Origin of the sequence: Pedobacter sp., from assembly GCF_040513095.1 — a bacterium.
Lineage (GTDB): Bacteria > Bacteroidota > Bacteroidia > Sphingobacteriales > Sphingobacteriaceae > Pedobacter.
In genome coordinates this window covers 44,001-65,391 of the sequence record NZ_JBEVDX010000078.1, presented here as the reverse complement: position 1 = coordinate 65,391, position 21,391 = coordinate 44,001, and the positions used below count along the sequence as shown (strand labels likewise).

The window sequence follows — 21,391 nt, the reverse complement described above, 5'->3', positions numbered from 1 at the left end:
CAATGTCATGGAGCGGGGCTGCCGGGCAGGCGCTTTCACATTTAGGTTTGCCTGCGGATAAGAATTTAAATTCTAAAGACTTTGTAAGTGTTGCTACACTGGGAAGTGTAAAACTATCTGATTTCTAATCAGATATGGAAAGTATGCAGTATTTCATTTGCTGAATAAAATGTATCTTTGCATGATAAAAATATATCATTTGATATTAGTTAAGCAGCCTGTTATGGGATTCTATGCTTATGCGGCCGGCATCTTAAATTATGGACCAGAAATTTTTTAGCTTCCCTGTACGGATTGTTGCTGTGCTTATAGCATTGGCAATGCTTTTTATTGCGGATGCTTCTGCCCAGGAGGCCGAGCCGTTTTTTAAAACGATAAAAACTGAAAACGGACTATCACATAATAAAGTAAACTGCATCCTTAAAGATAGGAGAGGTTTTGTATGGTTTGGAACTGAGGACGGTCTTACCCGTTATGATGGTAAATATTATGTTGTTTATAAAAGTAAACCAAATGACACCCATGTCTTATCCGGCAATATCATCAATGACCTGTATGAAGACCGGGATGGGATACTGTGGATAGCCACGGCCGATGGAGGTATTACCAAATATGACTATCATTTAAGTGTTTCAAAGCAATTCAGGCAGTTCAGGTACAATGCCCACGACCCGAAAAGTATCCCTGAGGATGCAATCAAAAAAATAGTGGAAGACCGCAGGGGCAATTTATGGCTGGCCACCAGCAACAGCTATGTGGTGCGGCTCAATAAAAAAACTGAAAGGTTTGATACCCCTGTAAGAACCGGTACTTCTGGTATCCTTACTTTATTGATGGATAGCCACGATACGCTGCGTGTGGGCAGGGCAGGCGGTGGCTTGCTGAGTATCAACACCCGGACACTTCGGTACAGAGAAGATCCGCGGTACAAAAACCTGTATGCGAAATTACCACATGCCAGTATTGCTGCGATCTACAGGGATAATGAGTACGACCTATGGTTCGGATCCTGGGATAACAAAATCTATTACCAGCAGGCTGGCAGCAACCACTTGGAAGCCATGATCCCTTCTGCTGGGATGAAGGGTGTGTTACCGGACGACTTTGTTTCTTTTGCAGAAGATGATCACCAGCAGATCTGGATGGCCGGAAAGAACTCGGGAGTGATGGTTTACAATAAAGATAGCGGTTTGTTCACCAGCTACAGACATAATGCTGTAAAGGCAGGTTCATTGAGCGACGATCAGGTGAACGTCATCTACAAAGACAGGCAGGGGATCATCTGGATAGGAACAAATAATGGAGTGAGCATACTCAATTCCCTTTTTTCTCCTTTCGGACTGCATTACCTTCCGGATACCGGAAAACCCATAAAGATTTACGATTTCTATAAAGATAAAGACGAGCGTTTATGGATCGGGACAAACGACGGCATATATATCCAGTCGCGCGATGCATTGAGCTTTGAACACCGTAAGATCGTATATGAAGGGCAGGAACTGGCAGCAACCAAATTCTTCAAAGACCATGATGGCTCTTTTTATCTGGGCACGGACTATACGCTGTTCCGCTATGATCAGAAAGCAAATAAGCTCAACCTGCTGCCCGGTACACTTGAAGATCCGGTGATGAAAAAATTAATCAGCTCCAGGATTGTTTCCATCGTGCGTGATACCATTGCGCAGCATCCTGTATTACTGGTATCTCCATTTGGGCATTATTTAACATATTATGACCTGTCGGATCAGAAATGGGTATCCAGAAAATCGAAGGTTAAGGATATTGTTAAAGAATATAATATCAAAGATAACCTGATCAGAAAAATTTACAGGGACAAAAGCGGTGTTACCTGGCTGGCTACTACCAGGCGCGGTTTGGGCGATTGGAAGAAGGAATCTGCACCGATCCGCTACCATACTTATGATCTTCAGAACAAAACGACAATCAGCAATAACGATGTGTACGATCTGCAGGAGGATCACAGGGGCAACTATTGGGTGAGCACTTATGGCGGTGGATTAAATTATTATGATCGCCGCTCGGGAAAATTCCTGCATGTCAGCGAGTCGAGCAATCTCACCGAAGGCCTGGTGTCGGATACGCATGGCCATGTATGGATGATCTGTAATGGCCACTTTCACAAATATGATCCCCAGAGGAAAAGTTACAGTTGTTATGATCTGCCTGACTTACGTGTGTCTGATGGCGTAAAAGGATACCTTTATGAAGATCATCAGCATAACCTGTATGCTGCCGGTGATAACTACTATGTCACTTTTAATCCGGAGGCTGTAGCGCCGATTGATAACGAACCAAGGATTTTCTTTACTGACTTTAAGATCTTTAACATCTCCTATAATCAGCTGCTTGCTGATTCAGTTATTGAACTGGATCATGAGCAGAATTACTTTTCATTCGAATTTTCTGCCCCTGAATTTACCGGCGAGACCCTGCAATATGAATACATGCTGGAAGGTGTTGATAAACAATGGATCAGTGCCGGTAAACAAAATGTTGCCAGCTATTCAAATCTACAGAGCGGTAAGTACAGGTTTAAAGTACGCGCGAGCAACTGGAAAGATAGTCCCATGAGTAAATTTACTTCGGTAATGGTTGCTATTCATCCTCCTTTCTGGTTAACGTGGTGGTTTTTTCTTTTGATGGCGGCGGTCACTGCACTTATCATCTATGCCATTTACAGTTACAGGATACGGGAGATTTTCAGGCAGCAGAAGGTGCGCAATCAGATTGCACAGGACCTGCATGACAATATTGGCTCTACGCTCAGCAGTATTTCCGTTTACAGCGAAGTAGCGAAAATCTATCAGGAACAGGAGAAGGCAACACAGTTGGTCAAGGTATTACAAACCATCGGCACTACTGCTATTGAAATGATCAGTGAGATGGGGGATACTGTCTGGGCGGTAAATTCCAAGAATGATAACCTGGGAAGTATTGTTCAGCGTACAAATTCTTATGCAAGGCCTCTATGTGCAGCCAGCGATATTTTGTTTAAACTGAATGCTCATGAGCGGCTAATGGATATCAGTTTAGAAATGAGGGTGCGTAAAAACCTGTACCTGATTCTTAAAGAGGCCATCAATAATGCTGTTAAACATTCCGGCTGCAAAACCATTGTCGTGGACATCAAACTTAAAAAAAATGTGTTTGATATCTCCGTTCAGGATGACGGAATCGGATTTGCAGCTGCTGAGGCGGCATTCGACCAGTCAGATTCGCTGTCAGGAAACGGGCTCAACAATATGAAAAGCCGGGCAGAGGAATTAATGGGCGAGCTGACAACAGACAGTACGCCCGGAGGAGGATGCACCGTTAGACTGAAGTTTAAGATTTAACCGTCAATCAGTGCTTTCAGTTGTTCCCCGGTTTCAAGGTATCTTCTGAGCAGGGTAAGCTGGTTCTCTGCACGGTTGAGATTATGGCCCTCATATCCCGATCCATAGTAAACATCGTTCTGCAGGTAATCTGCAAGAAAACGAAGGGCCTGCATATAGATCAGGAACTTACCGGCATAGATAAAATATGATTTTTCCAGCGCTGTCAGCGTTGTTCCCATTTCCAGCATATAACCATCGTAGATCGCCTTAAAATAGTCTTTCCGTATTTCGATTTTGCTCATATCTGTTTCTTCTTCGCTAACCGGACAGACATAGGTACGGATCATGTCACCAATGTCGCTGATGAAATATCCGGGCATCACCGTGTCCAGGTCTATTACGCAGATGCCTTTATTCTGCGCATCAAATAGTACATTACTGATCTTGGTATCATGGTGGATTACCCTGAGCGGTATCTCTTTTCTATCAGTGATACGTTCAAAAGTTTCTACAATGTCTTTGTTTGCAAGCAGGTAAGCAATCAATTCTGATGATTTGTCTTTTCTCTCAGCTGATGCGTGCTCACATGCATATAGAAACTGATGGTAACGGAGGCTAAGGTTGTGGAAGTCGGGCAGGGTAGCACGCAAATGCTGTACTTCAAAGTTATTCAGCAGTCTGCTGAATTTTCCGAATTGCTGTGCAGCTTCAAAAGCTTCATCTTTATGTTCCGCAACGTTAAAGGAATGAGAGTTTGCAACAAAACGGAACATCCTGAAATAGCCTTCTTCAGTATGTATCAGAGAATTTCCTGTCAGGTCCTTTACAGGGGCTACAAACAGATAGTCAGGGTATTCAGTATCGAGATAGTCTTTAAGCAGGGAAATATTGTGATCTATGTCAAATGGATGCTTAAATACATTCTGGTTAACCTGCTGTAAAATGTAACGGTCAGATCCGGTAATTACGCTCCAGGTATAGTTAATCAGGCCATCACCAAATGCTTTTACATCACAGACCACAGGATCGATTCCATAGAGAGGTAATATCTTTTTGAACATAAAGCGCCTGAAATTTAATTGTGTGCGGTAAACGTAAACAATCTTTAGCAAAAGCAGTAGTCCCGGCGGCTAAAATTTTTTCCAGTTTCCAGTTTTTGTCCTTAACTGATTGACTTGCCAAATGGGGTAAATGCCAGGTTCATCAGTTTGAAATGCTGTCTTCCAAAGGGAATACCAATAACTGTCAAACACAGCAGTATACCGAAGAACAAGTGGGTCAGGGCTATCCAAATACCGCCACACAACAGCCAGATGATATTCATGATGGTAGAAAGGCAGCCGGTGTTGGATGAGGTGTCAGTGATCTGAACGCCAAAAGGAGCAAGGCCTACAAAGGCAAATTTAAAGCATTGCAGGCCAAAAGGAATACCTACAATGGTAAGGCATAAGATAAATCCTCCTATCAGATATTCAAAAAAGATAAATATTCCGCCGAAAATAATCCAAAGTATATTGCCTATAAAGTTCATTGTTGCTTTTTATTTTAAGACGGGAAATGAGCAGATTAGTTACATCTTTATGCTATTGATTTTTTTATAAATTGTTTGTAGCTTTAATAGACAAATTTATAAACAGGAGGGATTATCATGACTGTTATACAAAAAATTGAGCGGTGGGGCGATCTGCACACTACTAAAGCGCTCGACATCGTCCGTATCGGATTGGGAATTCTGATCTTTAGCAAAGGAATTGCAATTGTAAGTAACACTGCGGCTCTGCAGGAACTGCTGCTGGAAAAGAGTGTCTTTGGTTTTTCTGGCATGATGGCCAGCGTTGCTATTCATATTGCAGGCTTTGTACACCTGGTGGGTGGAATTTTAATCGCTATAGGACTGCTTACACGTTTCGCTGCAGTAATGCAGATCCCAATTCTGTTGGTAGCCGTGTTCTTCGTGAATATTTCCAGGGGATTCAGTATGCTGAATTCAGAATTATGGCTCTCCCTGATCGTACTGTTGTTACTGGTTCTTTTCTGGGTAACCGGATCCGGCCCGTATTCTGTTGATCATGCCATGAAGAAAGGGTCAGACAAGGTCGATAATCCTATCTCATAATCCACAGGTGATAGCATCAAATTCGCCACTATTAAGGTAGTTTTGCATTATTTCTTTCTTATATTGAGAGCCATAATCAAATCATAAACTACTAATGAATAGTTCTAACATAAGAATTTTTATCCTTTTGGCGGGAATGCTGATGTTCTCTTCATGTATGCTGAAAAAAGGTGCTGTACCCAATAATGCATCGGCGTTTGTCAAAGGTGCGGATATAGGTTGGCTGCCTCAAATGGAAGCTACAGGTTATAAGTTTTATAATGATAAGGGACAGGCAGAAGACTGCTTTAAAATATTGAAGGATCACGGGATAAATACCATCAGGCTGCGGGCCTGGGTAAACCCTTCGGATGATAAAGTGAGCGGTCATTGCAGTACAGAAGAAACTGTGGCAATGGCTGTCCGCGCAAAAAAATGGGGTATGCGGGTAATGATCGACCTGCATTACAGTGACAGCTGGGCAGACCCAAGCAAGCAAAAGAAACCAAAAGCCTGGGAAGGGCACGATTTCCCAACGCTGATGACAGATGTTTATGACTATACGCTGGGCGTAATGAAGGCCCTGAAAAATGCGGGTATTACCCCGGAATGGGTGCAGGTAGGGAATGAAACTGCTGAAGGCATGATCTATCCCGAAGGAAGTACTAAAAACTGGGGTACACTGGCGCAGCTGATCAATAAGGGGTATCAGGCTGTAAAAGATGTAAGCCCGTCTACCAAAGTGATTCTGCATGTAGATCAGGGGAATAACAATCAGCGTTTCCGCACCTGGTTTGACGATGCCACCTCACACGGGGCGAAATATGACGTCATCGGACTTTCCTATTATCCTTACTGGCTTGAAGGCAAACCTGATTACACACTTTCTATCGATGACCTGGGCAAGAACCTGAACGATTTGGCTGCCAGGTATCATAAAGAAGTAATGGTTGTAGAAGTGGGAAATGAAGATAATAAAGTACAGAATACCTATGATATGCTTTTAGCGGTGATGCAGAAAGTCAAAGCTGTTCCCCAACATAAGGGCTTGGGTTTGCTTTACTGGGAGCCTGAGGGAGCGAGAAGCTGGAGCCATTATGACCTGAGCGCCTGGGGAACTGATGGTAAGCCTTCAAAAGCACTGGATGCATTTCTGAAATAGTTGTGTGAGTACATCCCCAATCTTTGTATCGCAGTTGTATTACGAAGATGTTATATTCGATTGACAAAGCGGGACAAAGGCGTAAAGATCAGTGCCGGGACCGATCAGATTGCAGACCTGACCAGAGCGTATCCACGATTAATTGATGAATTTGGATATTTTGTGAACGACTGCGGCTTTACCACTATTGATGCTATACGCTCTGCCACTATCATCGCCGCGGAACCTATTGGTGAGCAAGAGCGTATAGGGACGATCAGCAAGGTTAAAAAGCAGACCTGCTGATTTTGAAGGGCAACCCCTGATCGATATCAATCAACTCAAAAATATTGAGAGAGTTATCAAATCAGGCAGGGTTGTAGTGGATGATAAATAACTATTTCAGTACTTTTTCAAAGGCTTTCCTGGCACTGCCCCTGAAGTAGACCTCGCCACAATATACATAACCCATTTTTTCAAAAATTTTCAGCATGGCGGCATTGTCATGATTGGTATCTGCTTTTATACTGTATATTCCATTGCTCAAGGCAAAATCCTCGATATACTGCATGATGATTTTGGATAAACCCCTGCCAACAAAATCTTCTGAAAGGGCCACACGGTGAACTACTACAAAGTCTCCCGTGCTGAGCCATTCACCTTCAATCTCCATATAGGCAGGTTCGTCATTCATCACTACAGCTGCGTATCCGGCAATGGTATCCCCATCTGTCAGTACATAACCCTGCTCTTTTTCAATATCTGCTTTGACAACTTCCTTGTTAGGATAGCCATCCTGCCATTGGTTGCTGCCATCGTTTTTTCTGCGCTGGATGCCTTGCTGCAGGATTTCCCAGATTTGATCCTGCTCAGTTGCTATTGCTTTTCTGAATCTGTATTCCATTTTGCAAGTATAAAGATAAAACCTAAAAATCTCTATACTGAAACCTCTCAACGGCTGGCAATTACCAAACTGAATTTTTTTTCTGGAAACAATGACTTCCTTAGCCTGTTAAACTTGCTTTGAAACCCTATCTATTTAAATCTATACTTATGAATGAACAAGATCAGAAACCACTCGTAAATCCAGCAACTAAATATCCGCAACCACCATTTGACAAACAGCCTCAGGAAGCACCAGGACTTGCTTCAAAAATGCAGCCTGTACCAGATCACGGGGAAACCAGTTATAAAGGATCGGGACGTCTGAAAGGCAGGAAGGCTTTAATAACAGGAGGCGACTCAGGTATTGGCCGCGCTGCTGCTATCGCATATGCAAGAGAAGGTGCCGATGTAGTGATCAATTATTTACCCGAGGAGCAACCTGATGCCGATGAGGTGATTGCATTGATTACTGCAGAAGGACGCATCGGGTACGCAATTCCCGGAGATATCACAAACGAAGCGTTCTGTCAGTCTTTAGTAGAACAAGCAGCCGAAAAACTTGGCGGAATTGATATACTGATAAACAATGCTGGCCGTCAGCAAGCTGTAGATTCACTTTTGGATCTGTCTTCTGCTGGTTTTGATGCAACGATCAAGACCAATATTTACGCGCCATTCTGGATCACCAAGGCTGCATTGCCACACCTGCCTGCAGGTGCTGTGATTATTTCTACGACATCTGTACAGGCCTATGATCCTTCAGAAAACCTGTTCGATTATGCGCAGACCAAGGCTGCCAATGTTGCTTTTGTGAAGTCGCTGGCCAAACAGCTTGGCCCAAAAGGTATACGCGTAAACGGCGTTGCACCGGGGCCTGTATGGACACCGCTACAAACCAGTGGAGGTCAGCCTCAGGATGCTATTGTTGAATTTGGGGGCAAAACCCCGCTTGGACGCCCGGGACAGCCTGCAGAACTGGCTTCTATATTTGTTCAGCTTGCTGACAGTGAATCCAGTTATACTACCGGACAGGTTTACGGAGCAGCAGGGGGTAGTGGGAATCCCTAGAAAATCAAAAAATTGTTTTGTAAACAAAAGGAGCTTCCAATCAAATTAGAAGCTCCTTTTTACTTTTGTACACCCAATAGGATTCGAACCTATGACCTACGGTTTAGAAAACCGTTGCTCTATCCAGCTGAGCTATGGATGCGTGTTTCCCTGTTAGGAGCGCCAAAGATAGGATTTCTGTACAATACCAGCAAATCTTTTTTTCTAATTATGCTTCTTTGAGACTCAGTATTTTCTTGCCGGGGTTCATTTCTGCATAGTCTAAAACCATATTCAAAATATAATCATTTGATGGATAAGGTTCTATACATGACTTGAGGGTATCCATATCATTTACATCAGTATCAAAAGAAATATAACCCATTCCATAAAACTTGCCTTCTTCAACCCATAAACAGCTTTGTTCATCCTCATTTCTGCCGTTATCGATCAGTGCAAAAGATGGGAGGGTTGATTTTAAGTGTGCGACGGCAGCTTTTACACGCGTGTTGTAACTGTATGGATGCTCAAGTCCCTGACATGCCCCGTGGCAATCGCCCTTTTCCACGGCCGTGCAGGAAGACCTGTTTTTTTGGATAAAGCATAGTTTTTCACAAAGCTCATGCTCAGTGATCATCCCGCGCAGCATGCTTTGGCCGGCCAGGATACTGTTAAATGTAAACAGGGCATTGGTGTTCTTCTTATATTTATCTATCCCAAGCCTGATATAGCCCTTCTGATCTTCAAAGGAATACAGGGCATACTTTTGTTCAAAACGCTTTAATGCCCGGTTATTTTCAGGCCAGTGCTTCTGTATTTCTGCGGCTTCAAGAATGAGTGCCATCAACTCTGTTCCGCAGATCGTAAAATCAATTGTATGGATATTCTTAAGAAATTCCTGTCGTTGTTTCTTGATGCTGTTTCCGGAAAAGTGTGAGCAGACCCGTTTTTTAATGTTTATAGCTTTCCCTATATAGATAATTTTACCTTTATTGTCCTTAAAATAATATACCCCCGGGTTAGAAGGCAATGCATCTATTGAGGCTCTTGACAGGTTTGGGGGCAATACCTGTTCCTTTGATGCCTTGTGTAATGAAAGTGAAATGAGTCCTTCCGTATCATTTTCCAGCAGCAGGCTCAGCAAAAGTGCCGTTGCTGCAGCATCGCCCCCAGCCCTGTGGCGGTGGTTCAGAGGGATACGCAATGCCTGGCATAATTTACCCAGGCTGTAAGAGCTCTGGCCAGGGATGATCTTCCTGCTCATGCGTACTGTACAAAGTTTCTTAGAAATGAGATTAAAGCCGCTCTGTGCCAGCTGGTGTCTTACAAATGAGAAATCGAAATTCACATTATGTGCAACAAAAACTTTATCAAAAAGCATTTCATAGATCTTTGGTGCAACCTCTGCAAACAAAGGCGCATCTCTCACCATATCATTGCTAATGCCGGTTAAACTTTCTATATAGAAGGGAATTTCCTGTTCCGGGTTGATCAATGTTTCAAAAGCATCTATAACTTTTGAACCATCATGAACCAGGATGGAAATTTCGGTAATCCCATTACCCGAGGCAAAGCCCCCGGTGGTTTCAATATCTACTACTGCGTATAACATTTATCAAATGATGTTCTAATACAAATGTGCTAATAAATTTAGTAAAAAAAACGAATATTAAATTTATTCTCAAATGGCATGTAAATAGCATAGATGAAAATGAAATGGGGATAAGTAATGTCTAAGAAAATATTGGCGGTGGATGATGATAACGACATCCTTGACGTTATCAGAATTATATTGGAGGATGAGGGCTATGAAGTCTTTACACTGGCAAACGGAAAATATGTGTTTGATTCTGTGGAGGAAAATATCCCTGATCTGATCCTGCTTGACGTTATGCTGGGCGGATTAGACGGGAGAGATATATGCAGGGCACTCAAGGAACATGAGGAATATAAAAAAATACCTGTAGTGATGATCTCTGCAAGCCATAATTTAAACAACCTTTTGCTGATGCCAGGCGCGCCTGATAACTTTCTGGCCAAACCTTTTGATATTGATCGTTTGATCGACATGGTAAAAGCTCAGCTTGCAGCTTAATTTTAACTGTACTAATTAGTATATAAAATCGTACTAAATTCTATATAATTAAAACCGGTCAGAGTGTTTATTCTTATAAGATTGCTCAATGATCTGAGGATAGCGGAATGCAGGCGTTTTCTATCATCCGGTTTTACGAATTCATCCAGTTCCTGGAAAAAGGCCTCAATTGTTAATAGATCCGGGCAATTATTAAATGTTGAAAAATAAATTAATTTGCTAAAATGTTATAGCATTACAGATTCAATATTTGTTAACAATTACATGTTGCACACTTAAGAATTACTGAACATTTAATACCCATATTTGTTATGATAAATGAACTAACCAGATATGAATATGTTAAGTAATTATCTCAACTTTCAGTTTGATGTACAGGGCAAACCTGTAACAGGTTTTTGTATGAGAATCCAGGACGATTTTCATGAAACCTATGCTGTAATAATGGATGGATACCATTCATTTTGTGTTTGGCTGGATAAGCCTTCCTCTACCTGGAGGTCGTCCAAATATGTGAATGTTGAGCCTGGTGTTCTGGAGAAGATCATCGACCATTTAAACGTTCACCAGTTAGCCTAGCTAAACAAAATAATGGAAAAGCCTCTGTTGAATTCAATTCTCCAGAGGCTTTTACGTTAATAAACAATTATTTGTGGAAGAATAAATAGGATACGAGCACGGCTGCGATGATCCCGGCAAGATCTGCAATTAATCCAAAGGGTATGGCGTAACGGGTTCGCTTGATGCCTACAGAACCAAAATACAGGGCAACGATATAAAAAGTGGTATCTGCTGAGCCATTAAAAACACATGACAGCCTGCCAACAAAAGAATCAGGTCCGTACGTTTTCATCGTATCTACCATCATGGCCTTTGCACCACTTCCGCTAAGTGGTTTGATCAATGCTGTAGGCAATGCCGGAGTGAAATCAGTATTGATGCCCATGTGTACAAAACACCAGGTAAAACCATCGACAATATACCCCAATACACCGGAATTTCTGAGTACGCCAATTGCCACCAGCATGCCCACGAGATAGGGGATAATAGTAATGCAAGTGGTAAAGCCCTCTTTTGCACCTTCAATAAAGACTTCATATACATTTACTTTTTTGCGTAATGCGCCGAGGATAAATGCGATAATGATTGAAAAAAGAATCACATTCGAAGCTACTTTTGATACCGCCTGAATTTCTTCTTTGCTCAGGTAATTGGTAAAATAATAGACCAGAGCAGCAATACCTAAAGTAATACCTCCCAGCCAGGATATGACCACTGCATTGAGCAGGTTAATCTTCTGTTTCAGCGCAACAGCTATCAGGCCAACCACAGTTGCTACATAAGTGGCAATCATGCAGGGAATAAATATATCCGAGGGATCTGCTGCACCCAGGATAGCCCGCTGTGCCATGATCGCAAGGGGAATCAGTGTAAGTCCGGAAGTATGCAGCACCAGAAACATGATCTGCGCATTGCTGGCCGTTTCTTTATTGGGATTTATTTCCTGTAAACTCTGCATGGCTTTTAAGCCGAAGGGTGTTGCGGCATTATCCAGGCCCAGCAGATTTGCAGAGAAGTTCATCACCATGTGCCCAGTTGCCGGATGATTTTTCGGGACCTCCGGAAAGATGCGGCTGAAAAAAGGGCCGATGATCCTTGACAGGAAGCTGATCGCTCCGGCCTTCTCGCCAATGTTCATGATACCCAGCCAGAGGGTCATGATACCTGCCAGCGGAAGGGCAATATCCATCACCCCGGTTTTTGCCGATTCAAAAGTACCGTCTACAATCAGTTTAAAGATTTCTGTATCCCCAAAAAAGATCAGCCTGATCAGCGCCACAACAAAAGCAATCAGGAAAAATGCAACCCAAAGATAATTTAAAGCCATTAATTTTTGTTTGAAAGTATGAATGTAAAAAAAAGGATCTGTATTCCTGAGAATACAGATCCTTTTCAGTGGAAATCCTTTGATTATAGCTGTAGTTGTTCATGAAGGCTTAATTGATTGCCAGCTTAGGGTTTGTCATCTGTCAACTCAAAACCCCATGTTTTCCCTTTCTCAGTAGCCGGTATACCACCAGTCATCCATACCGGAGCTTTTGCACCTTTCAGGTAATAATCAAAAAACTGCTGTTCACGAATCTGAATGTCTTTCCTGTTCTGACGCAGCACCAGATTATGCGCTTCGTTATTATAGTTCAATAACCATGCAGGTTTTCCTAATCTTTTTAACGCAGTAAACATTTCTATTCCCTGGTACCATGGCACTGCTCCGTCTGCGTCGTTTGACATGATCACTACGGGTGTGCTTACCTTTGGGATAGAGAACAATGGTGAGTTTTCGATATAAAGTTCTGGTTTTTCCCAAAGCGTTGCGCCAATTCGGCTCTGTGTTTTCTCATACTGAAACTGTCTGTTCATACCGGTTTCCCAGCGGATACCACCGTAAGCGGAGGTCATGTTCACTACAGGTGCGCCAGCCCATGCTGCGGCATACATATTTGTTCTGGTGATCAGGTAAGCTACCTGATACCCGCCCCAGCTTTGTCCCTGGATACCGATTTTAGTGCCGTCAACCCAGCTGTTTTTCTTTAATGCCTCTACGCCGGAATTGATAAATTCCTCGGCAGATTTTCCCGGATAACCTCTTTCATAGCTGATATCCGGTGCAAACACAAGGTACCCGTTGCTTACAAAGTAGGAGATATTTAACCTTGATGGGGTAGGAGCAGGAGGGATATAATTGTATAATCCTTCCGATAACTTCTCATAAAAATAAACGATCATCGGATATTTTTTAGCAGGATCAAAGTTTTCTGGTTTGTACAGTATACCTTCCGACTGATATCCTTTTGGGGTAGTCCATTTTACCAGTTCTGAAGTTCCCCAGTTGTAAGCAGACTGCTGAGGATTGGTATTGCTGAGTTTGGTTTCAGTTTTGAGATCGGTAGAAACATATACATTTGGGGAAGTACTATAATTGCCTTTGTCATAAATATAGCGTTCTGCACCTTTGGCTTTCACTAAGTTTGAATATTTAAACTTTGCCATAACCGCCAGTTCAGGATTTTTACTGTCGCCGGCATGCGTTCTGTAAAATCCATATTCTTTAGTATCATTGTTAAATGCAGATAACCAGATATCGTCTTTCCGGGTAATGAACCGTTCTTCAGCATCCAGTTTCTCATAACGGAATGTAATCTTGTTTTGTCTTCCAAAACCATTGGTAATCATTTTTGGTGCTGATTTACCATCTGGTGTAAAACTCCAGATATCGTACCTGTCATAGATCAGTACCTGTTTGTCTTCTTCTGTCCAGCCGGCAACACCATAGGCTGAGGGATCGTCAGGCACATCATTGTCTTCATCGGCAAATTTAACTTTGCTGTCAGTATTGAGAACGGTAACTTTTCCAGTGGCAACGGTATAGGTGGACCAGAGGGATGTTTTCTTATCAAAATATAAGATGTAGTTCCCGGCAGGGGATGGGAATGCGTCACCGTCGAGAGCAGTAATGATCTTTTTTCTTGCACCTGTTTTTACATCTGCAAGATAGTAATCACGGATGCGGGCGCCTGTCCATTGCGACTGTATCCGGTTTCCGTAATCAGTTGAAGTAAGAACAAAGCTCGCGTCCCCTTCTTTTACAATGCTGGACTCAGGCATTTTCAAATCTGTTAATGGAATAACTTTAGGATCACTGCTAAAGATATCAATCACACTCAGGTAACTTCTTTTTAGTTCTTTATCCGAATTTTTTAACTGCATGGGCTGCAGATAATCATCTTTATATCCCCATACATCTACTTTAGCATTTTCAAAATCAACAAGCGTGGTATCTTTTGCTTTTTTTAGGGGTGCTATACCAAAGAATAATTTGGTGCCTTCTTTGCTGAAAGATAATTTTCCATCGCCGCTTACTGTCCATTTCGCGGGCAAACCATCAATTTCATTGTCTACTAAAACCTGTGCGGTATCCAGGGTCAGCGAGTTGTAATAGATTCCATAATCCTTCACTTCTGTTTTCTCCGGACTGGTTTCTCCTAAAAAAGCAACCTGTTCGCCGTCCTGGTCAAATACAAACCCATTAAAATTGCCTTTAATACCCACTAAGGTCTTAACAGTTCCTTTCTCTGTATTATAAACGAATACTCCTGCTTTTGCGGTGTTGTCTTTTTTTGATCCGGGAGAGGTAAAGATCAGCTGTTTGCCATTCTTACTGATTTCATAGTCGGTCACATATTTAAAAGTCCTTTCAACACCTGTCAGCAGGTTTCTCAGGACCAGCTCTGAGCTTTCTTTTTTATCCTTATTTTTACTGGTATCTAAAACAGCCTCTTTCTGGTAGGCCAGGAAGTCGCCCGCATCTTCAGGAATCTTGAATGATTTCACGCGTGCTACTTTAGTAACAGCATTTGTAGTCAGATTCACGAAGCCAAGGGTATCTTTCGACATTTCTTCGGGTTTTTTCTTTTTAATCTTTTCCTGCCTTGTAGCTGCAAAAAGCGGTTTGATTAGAAAAGCCGCAAACTTAGCATCAGCGGTAAATTTAAGCAGATCGCCTCTTGGTATAGTTATTTTTGTACTTGCAGACAGGCTGTTTAGATATAAATTTGCATCTCCTTCCTGTTTTACGATAGAATATCCTGCCCATTGTCCGTTGGCAGACAATTGTTTAATACCAATACTCTCCCAGGAATCATAAACCGAATGGTTGAGCGGCTTTTTCTGTGCAAAGACTGATGATGCAAAGAAGAGTAGGACAATAGTGAGTTTTTTGTGCATGATTTCAAGTAAATTTAGATAGTAATATTGTTCAGGCTTAAAAATTGCAAATTATTATCAATAAATCCTATAGGTATATCAATTTTTACATTTTTGGGTCATGAATGCCTCAAAAAGCAAAGGGGCTGTATCATTGCTTTATGTTGCAATAATACAGCCCCCGGGTTCGGTAAAGAAATAACTTATTTATTCTTTTTTTCCTGCGTTTTAACCTGATTCTGCTGACGCATATAATCATCCAAACGGGTCTGGAACTTTGATTTTTTCTTTTGCTCTTCAGGTTTCTTTTTGTTTTCCTTCAGAATATTGTGAATTTTTTCATCGTTAACCATTGATTTAATCAGGAACTGCTGACCAAATGTCATCATGTTCGCAAGGAAATAATAGTAGTTTAATCCTGCAGGGTATTTGTTCAGTACCCCAAGGAAAACGATCGGCATGATATAACCGATATATTTCATTTGTCCGGTAGCACCAGAAACCTGGTTGTTAAAATAAGTGTAGATCAGCGTTGAAATGGTCATCAGCACACACATTAAACTCAGGTGATCACCAATAAAGGGAACAGTAAAACCGAATTTGATAAAATCATCATAGGTGGAAAGGTCATGCATCCATAAGAAACTCTGTCCTCTCAGCTCAAATAGATTCGGGAAGAAGAAGAAAAAAGCCATTACGATTGGCAACTGCAGCAGCATCGGTAAACATCCGCCCAGGGGATTCACACCAACCTGTTTATAGAGTTTAAGGTATTCCTGCTGAAGAAGCGTAGCATTGTCTTCACCTACTTTGGCTTTGATCTCATCCATCTCCGGCTTTAAAATCCTCATTTTAGCCATTGATATATAAGACTTGTATGTCAGCGGTGATAAAACAAGTTTTAAAGCAATAGTAAGGACCAGAATAATTAAACCATAATTCCATCCGAATCCTTCAAGGAAGTTAAATACCGGAAGTACTATAAACCTGTTGATGTATTTCAACGGCCAGTAGCCCATTTCAACCAATTTTTCCAGTTCATGTCCCTGTGCTTTTAATACTTTAAACTGGTTGGTTCCGAAATAGAACTTCATTTTATAGTTTTGAGCGGCAAGCTGACTGAAAGGAAGGTTTACGTTTGCGCTGTAACCCTTTACTTCGCCCGGTGTAGTTAATATTCTAACGCTTGCATTTGCTTTCACAAAAGGATCAGCAGGAATCAGCACAGCCGAAAAGAAATGCTGTTTGAAAGCAATCCATTCAATCTTGGCTTTATTGATCTCTACGCTCTCCTCTTTTGCAAAGCTGAGGTGATCAGGGTTTTCGTCAACGTACTTATAATAAGGGGCAGAAGATTGCTGCTCGGCCTGTAAAGATTTCTCCTGCTGCATCAGGATAGTTTGCCAGTTAAGGGCAATGCTGTCCTTTTGGATTACCTGGTTCATCCCGCTCAGGTTGATATTGAAATCAACATCATGAGAATCGCTGCTTCCCAAAGCATACACATATTCAATGTACTTATCCGCGCTGTAATTGGCACGCATTACCAGAGCATTTGCAGTTTGAGTAGAGGTAAAATAAAGATCATTGGTATTGATCAGTTTACCACCAATATTTAAGCTTAAGCCAAAGGTATTTTGATCACCATCGAAAAGCACTACCGGTTTGCCCAGGTAATTTTTTTCCCCCTTAACTTCTACCGATTTGATTTTTCCTCCTTTATTGGTGAAAGTCAGTTTCAGGGCAGCGTTTTCAAGTACAGTTGTAGTAGCAGTACCAGCTAAATTTCCACCGAATGGGCCTTTTAAAGCAGATGAATCTACTGCCGGAACAGCAGCGGGCACATTTGCAGAAGCTGGTTTTACACCAGCTTTTGCTGCAGAGTCCAGTGAGATCCGCTCGCGTTCTTTCTTCATCTCAGCCTCGCTGGGCTTGAAAAAATAGAATGAACCTGCCAAAACGATCATAATCAGGAATAATCCTGTAAATGTATTTCTATACATTATTGTTAATTTAACGCGTATTAGTTTGTTTTTTTCTTCGCGTACTCCATTGCAGCGGCGACAAATTTAACAAAAAGTGGGTGAGGATTAGCAACTGTTGACTTTAATTCGGGATGAAATTGTCCACCAACAAAAAACGGGTGGTTTTTCAGCTCAATAATTTCTACCAGTTTGCTGTCAGGATTTATCCCTGAAGCAATCATTCCAGCTTCTTCATATTGTTTAAGGTAGGCATTGTTAAACTCATAACGATGTCTGTGACGCTCATTGATGTGTGCTTTTCCGTAAGCATGGAATGCTTTTGTGCCTTTTTTAAGGTCGCATGGATATGAACCCAAACGCATTGTTCCGCCTTTGTTTGTTACCGTTTTTTGATCTTCCATCATATTGATTACAGGATCAACTGTTTCCTGATCAATTTCTGTAGTATTTGCTGTTGTTAGTCCCAGTACGTTACGGCCGTATTCAATCACAGCACACTGCATACCCAGGCAAATACCAAAGAAAGGCACTTCATTTTCACGTACATATTTGATGGAATCAATTTTCCCTTCAATACCGCGGCTTCCGAAGCCCGGAGCAACAAGTACACCATCCAGGTGGCCCAATTTTTCTGCTGCATTGTCAGGATAGATCTCCTCAGAATGGATATATTCAATTCTTACCTTACATTCATTTTTCGCACCGGCGTGGATGAAAGATTCGATAATAGACTTGTACGCATCAGGTAACTCTACATATTTACCGATCAGACCGATCCTTACATCGGCAGTAGGATTTTTAAGACGGCCCAGAAAGTCTTTCCAGCTTTCCATATCCGGCTCGTTTTTCTGCGGCAGTTTCAATTTGCTCAATACCGTTTTATCCAGCTGCTCTTTCATCATCAGCAGGGGAACTGAATAAATTGAAGAAGCATCCATAGATTCGATTACCGCATTTACGTTTACATTACAAAACAGGGCGATCTTTTTACGGATATCCATATTTATGTGGTGTTCTGTACGGCATACCAGGATATCCGGCTGAATACCGTATTCCAGTAACATTTTAACAGAGTGCTGTGTAGGTTTTGTTTTTAATTCACCGGCCGCAGCAAGGTAAGGCACAAGGGTCAGGTGAATCACAATAGCGTTGTTGGCTCCCGCTTCCCACTTGAATTGTCTTACAGCTTCAACGAAGGGCAGGGATTCGATATCACCTACAGTTCCTCCAAGCTCAGTAATCACGATATCAAATTCTCCTGTATCGCCCAGGATACGCATGTTGCGTTTAATTTCGTCAGTAATATGCGGCACTACCTGTACCGTTTTCCCAAGGTATTCTCCCTGGCGTTCTTTATTGATTACATTCTGATAGATCCTTCCGGTGGTAATATTGTTGGCCTGAGAAGTAGGCACATTCAAAAAGCGTTCATAGTGGCCCAGATCCAGATCTGTTTCTGCACCATCTTCTGTTACGTAACATTCGCCATGCTCATAGGGATTTAATGTTCCGGGATCAATATTGATATAAGGATCGAATTTCTGAATGGTTACACGGTAACCTCTTGCTTGTAAAAGTTTGGCTAATGAAGCGGAGATGATGCCCTTCCCTAATGAGGAAGTAACACCGCCCGTAACAAAAATATACTTAGTCATGTTTGTGAGTTTGTGAAATAAGAAGAGTTTTTTATACCTCTCTTATTGTTTTTGTACGGGATACAAAGCTACGGAAATATTGTCAGAATTCACTCTAAATATTCGAATTCGAATAATTTCAACAGGATAAAAATGGGCGTAAACGAAAAAAGACCTGGTAAATTACCTGGCCTTTTTTAATTTTATATTTGGTTAGAATATGCTTGATTGGTTGAATGTTAAAGTTGTAAACCGTAACACTAAGGTAAATCTAATGTAATTTTTATAATATTGCATATCTAATGTAAAAAAAAAGAGTTGCTATTTATAATACGCTGATTATCAATGATAAAATTTATAGTCATGACACACGTTTTGTCATCATTTTATCAAAACTTAAGTTATTTTGGTGTGTATTTATAATCGTATGTATGACGCTTATTCAATACGCTTAGTGTTTTATATACACTAACTATCCATTTTACTTACAGCATTCATAGTACGGTTTTACTTTTCCGGCGGAGGGAGACCATGCGATATAAACATTGCTTTCTTTACCCAGCCGGTATTTGAATCCGTTCAGTCCTGATTTTTTTAATTCAGCAAAAAATATTTTGTCGGGAGTATTTTTATCCGGCAGTTCATCATCCGTTACTGCTGGTTCAAGAAAATTCTCTTCATCCAAAAATAAACCCAGTTCGTCCTGCATAAACTTGACCTGTTTTTTCTCTTTCCCTAAATCTACATTGTCTTTATAATTGTCAAGAAGGGAAGTGGCTTTTAATATCTTGGTATAGATACGCTGACCTGATGGGCTGGTAATTGTGAAAACGAGTTCCATTTCTTTAGGGCGTTCGCCACTCAGCACAATCTTAAAGGTGTCAACTGTGGCAGTATCACTGAAAGATCTTAAGACTACTTTTGTTCGGGCTGCGGTGTCGATTTGAACTGGTTTTTCCTGGCGGCAGGCCGTGAAGAATAAAAAGAAAACAGCAATGGTTGAAAAAGCGTATCTCATGAAGCATTAAATTAATTGCCTAATATAGCTAATTAATTGCCCTTCATCTTCATGATTTTTTCAAGATCTTCAGGTGTATCCACGGCAATGGACTCCATATCGGTTACCCTTGTTTGTATTTCGTAGCCATTCTCTATCCAGCGCAGCTGCTCCAGGCTTTCTGCAAGTTCCAGGGATGATGGCTTCAACCTGGTGATCTGCAGCAGCGTTTCTACCGTGTAACCGTAGATCCCGATATGTTTGTAGAACTGGTGTGTTTCGAGCCAGTTTGCCTGCTCAGTATTCCTCAGGAAGGGAATGGTGTGCCTGCTGAAATAAATAGCCTGCTGACGGTGGTTGAGCACTACCTTGGGGATATTCTGGTTAAACAGTTCTTCTTCATCCCGGATGCGCTTAACCAAAGTTGCCAGTTTCACTGCAGGATCTGTAAAGCAGGAGCCCAGCAGATCAATCTGGACAGGGTCGATATAAGGTTCATCGCCCTGTATATTGATGATCACTTCAAAGCCCGGAAATTTCTCGGCAACTTCTGCACAGCGGTCTGTGCCACTCTGATGATCATTTCGGGTCAGCGCAAATTCTCCTCCAAACCTTTTCACCTCTGTGATTATTCTTTCGTCATCGGTAGCGATTACTACTTTATCGAGACTGGATGAACTGCATGCCTGTTCATATACCCGCTGGATCATGCTTTTACCTGCAATATCAATCAGGGGCTTGCCCGGAAAGCGGGTAGAGGCGTACCGGGCGGGGATTATTCCAAGCTTTGCCATCTTAAAAAAGTCCGTGTATTTCTGCCTCGATAGACTGGATTACGGTACCCAGGTCTTCCGGGTTATTGGTAAAATCCAATTTATCCTTATCCAGGATCAGCAGTTTGCCCAGCTGGTAATTCTTGATCCAGGCCTCATACTTTTCGTTCAGTTTAGACAGGTAATCCAAACGGATGCCCGCCTCATAATCACGTCCCCTGCGCTGTATGTTGTCTACAAGTGTAGGAACGGAAGCACGAAGGTAAACCAGCAGATCCGGTGGTTTGATAAATGATGTGATATTATCAAAGATATCCTGGTAATTTTTATGGTCTCTGGTGGTCATCAGACCCATCTCGTGCAGGTTTTCTGCAAAGATGTGTGCATCTTCATAGATAGTTCTGTCCTGGATAACATTTCTCTGGTTCTTTTCAATGTCTACAATCTGCTGAAAACGGCTGTTCAGAAAGTAGATCTGCAGGTTAAAACTCCAGCGTTTCATATCACTGTAAAAGTCTTCAAGATAAGGGTTGTTGTCTACGGCTTCGTATAAAGCTTCCCATCCATAATTTTTAGCCAGTAAACTTGTTAAAGTAGTTTTACCGGCGCCTATATTTCCAACTATTGCTATATGCAT

19 protein-coding genes and 1 tRNA gene are annotated in these 21,391 nt (G+C 41.8%); 8 read left to right on the top strand and 12 right to left on the bottom strand.

Annotation, left to right across the window (positions count from 1 at the left end):
* Nucleotides 1-2: 2 nt before the first annotated feature.
* Both ABWY16_RS09970 and ABWY16_RS09965 read left to right on the top strand, forming a co-directional pair.
* Entirely contained in the window at nt 3-128 is a 126-nt protein-coding gene (locus ABWY16_RS09970; RefSeq protein ID WP_353904498.1) for a hypothetical protein, read from the top strand.
* Between the two features lie 132 nt (nt 129-260).
* Nucleotides 261-3,356 carry a ligand-binding sensor domain-containing protein gene (locus tag ABWY16_RS09965; protein WP_353904497.1) on the top strand — a complete coding sequence of 1,032 codons (3,096 nt, stop codon included), beginning with the start codon at nt 261-263 and terminating at the stop codon, nt 3,354-3,356.
* Here ABWY16_RS09965 and ABWY16_RS09960 read toward each other — a convergent pair.
* Both ABWY16_RS09960 and ABWY16_RS09955 read right to left on the bottom strand, forming a co-directional pair.
* Nucleotides 3,353-4,399, bottom strand: coding sequence for a phosphotransferase enzyme family protein (locus ABWY16_RS09960; RefSeq protein ID WP_353904496.1), 1,047 nt, complete (start codon nt 4,397-4,399; stop codon nt 3,353-3,355). The two genes, ABWY16_RS09965 and ABWY16_RS09960, sit on opposite strands and share 4 nt — an antisense overlap.
* Nucleotides 4,400-4,500: 101 nt before the next feature.
* A complete protein-coding gene (locus tag ABWY16_RS09955) occupies nt 4,501-4,869 on the bottom strand; it encodes a YccF domain-containing protein (RefSeq protein ID WP_353904495.1) in 369 nt (122 codons plus the stop codon).
* A gap of 117 nt (nt 4,870-4,986) precedes the next feature.
* Here ABWY16_RS09955 and ABWY16_RS09950 point away from each other — a divergent pair, with 117 nt between their 5' ends.
* From ABWY16_RS09950 to ABWY16_RS09940, 3 genes are all read left to right on the top strand, one after another.
* The gene (locus ABWY16_RS09950; protein ID WP_353904494.1) at nt 4,987-5,454 is read left to right on the top strand and encodes a DoxX family protein; all 468 of its coding nucleotides are present in this window, start codon (nt 4,987-4,989) and stop codon (nt 5,452-5,454) included.
* Nucleotides 5,455-5,548: 94 nt separating this feature from the next.
* On the top strand, nt 5,549-6,595 hold the full coding sequence (locus ABWY16_RS09945; RefSeq protein WP_353904493.1) for a glycoside hydrolase family 53 protein: 1,047 nt from the start codon (nt 5,549-5,551) through the stop codon (nt 6,593-6,595).
* Nucleotides 6,596-6,655: 60 nt separating this feature from the next.
* Complete coding sequence (locus ABWY16_RS09940; protein WP_353904492.1) at nt 6,656-6,880, top strand: hypothetical protein; 225 nt, start codon at nt 6,656-6,658, stop codon at nt 6,878-6,880.
* Nucleotides 6,881-6,971: 91 nt separating this feature from the next.
* Here the strand turns inward: ABWY16_RS09940 and ABWY16_RS09935 are convergent, their stop codons facing one another.
* Nucleotides 6,972-7,478, bottom strand: a complete 507-nt coding sequence (locus tag ABWY16_RS09935; protein ID WP_353904491.1) for a GNAT family N-acetyltransferase — start codon at nt 7,476-7,478, stop codon at nt 6,972-6,974.
* A gap of 149 nt (nt 7,479-7,627) precedes the next feature.
* Between ABWY16_RS09935 and ABWY16_RS09930 the strand changes: the two genes are divergently transcribed.
* Nucleotides 7,628-8,527 (top strand): SDR family oxidoreductase, encoded by a 900-nt coding sequence (locus ABWY16_RS09930; RefSeq protein ID WP_353904490.1) that lies wholly within the window; start codon nt 7,628-7,630, stop codon nt 8,525-8,527.
* A 68-nt stretch (nt 8,528-8,595) separates the two neighbouring features.
* On the opposite strand, the gene ABWY16_RS09925 is transcribed toward ABWY16_RS09930, so the two are convergent.
* Nucleotides 8,596-8,669: transfer RNA gene (locus ABWY16_RS09925), tRNA-Arg, on the bottom strand.
* A gap of 66 nt (nt 8,670-8,735) precedes the next feature.
* Nucleotides 8,736-10,118: an exonuclease domain-containing protein gene (locus ABWY16_RS09920; protein ID WP_353904489.1), complete on the bottom strand. Its 1,383-nt coding sequence runs from the start codon at nt 10,116-10,118 to the stop codon at nt 8,736-8,738.
* 117 nt (nt 10,119-10,235) lie between these two features.
* On the opposite strand from ABWY16_RS09920, the gene ABWY16_RS09915 reads away from it, so the two are divergent.
* Complete coding sequence (locus tag ABWY16_RS09915; RefSeq protein ID WP_353904488.1) at nt 10,236-10,601, top strand: response regulator transcription factor; 366 nt, start codon at nt 10,236-10,238, stop codon at nt 10,599-10,601.
* 339 nt (nt 10,602-10,940) lie between these two features.
* A complete protein-coding gene (locus ABWY16_RS09910) occupies nt 10,941-11,180 on the top strand; it encodes a hypothetical protein (RefSeq protein WP_353904487.1) in 240 nt (79 codons plus the stop codon).
* A 67-nt stretch (nt 11,181-11,247) separates the two neighbouring features.
* Here ABWY16_RS09910 and ABWY16_RS09905 read toward each other — a convergent pair whose 3' ends face one another.
* The 7 genes from ABWY16_RS09905 to ABWY16_RS09875 form a co-directional block, all read right to left on the bottom strand.
* Nucleotides 11,248-12,489: a spore maturation protein gene (locus tag ABWY16_RS09905; protein ID WP_353904486.1), complete on the bottom strand. Its 1,242-nt coding sequence runs from the start codon at nt 12,487-12,489 to the stop codon at nt 11,248-11,250.
* Between the two features lie 125 nt (nt 12,490-12,614).
* Nucleotides 12,615-15,386, bottom strand: a complete 2,772-nt coding sequence (locus tag ABWY16_RS09900; protein ID WP_353904485.1) for a S9 family peptidase — start codon at nt 15,384-15,386, stop codon at nt 12,615-12,617.
* 182 nt (nt 15,387-15,568) lie between these two features.
* The gene (gene yidC, locus ABWY16_RS09895) at nt 15,569-17,368 is read right to left on the bottom strand and encodes a membrane protein insertase YidC (RefSeq protein WP_353904484.1); all 1,800 of its coding nucleotides are present in this window, start codon (nt 17,366-17,368) and stop codon (nt 15,569-15,571) included.
* A gap of 20 nt (nt 17,369-17,388) precedes the next feature.
* Nucleotides 17,389-19,005, bottom strand: coding sequence for a CTP synthase (gene pyrG, locus ABWY16_RS09890; protein ID WP_353904483.1), 1,617 nt, complete (start codon nt 19,003-19,005; stop codon nt 17,389-17,391).
* 460 nt (nt 19,006-19,465) lie between these two features.
* Nucleotides 19,466-20,002, bottom strand: a complete 537-nt coding sequence (locus tag ABWY16_RS09885; protein ID WP_353904482.1) for a hypothetical protein — start codon at nt 20,000-20,002, stop codon at nt 19,466-19,468.
* Nucleotides 20,003-20,034: 32 nt separating this feature from the next.
* Nucleotides 20,035-20,775, bottom strand: coding sequence for a 3-deoxy-manno-octulosonate cytidylyltransferase (gene kdsB, locus ABWY16_RS09880; protein ID WP_353904481.1), 741 nt, complete (start codon nt 20,773-20,775; stop codon nt 20,035-20,037).
* Nucleotide 20,776: 1 nt separating this feature from the next.
* The gene (locus tag ABWY16_RS09875) at nt 20,777-21,391 is read right to left on the bottom strand and encodes a deoxynucleoside kinase (protein WP_353904480.1); all 615 of its coding nucleotides are present in this window, start codon (nt 21,389-21,391) and stop codon (nt 20,777-20,779) included.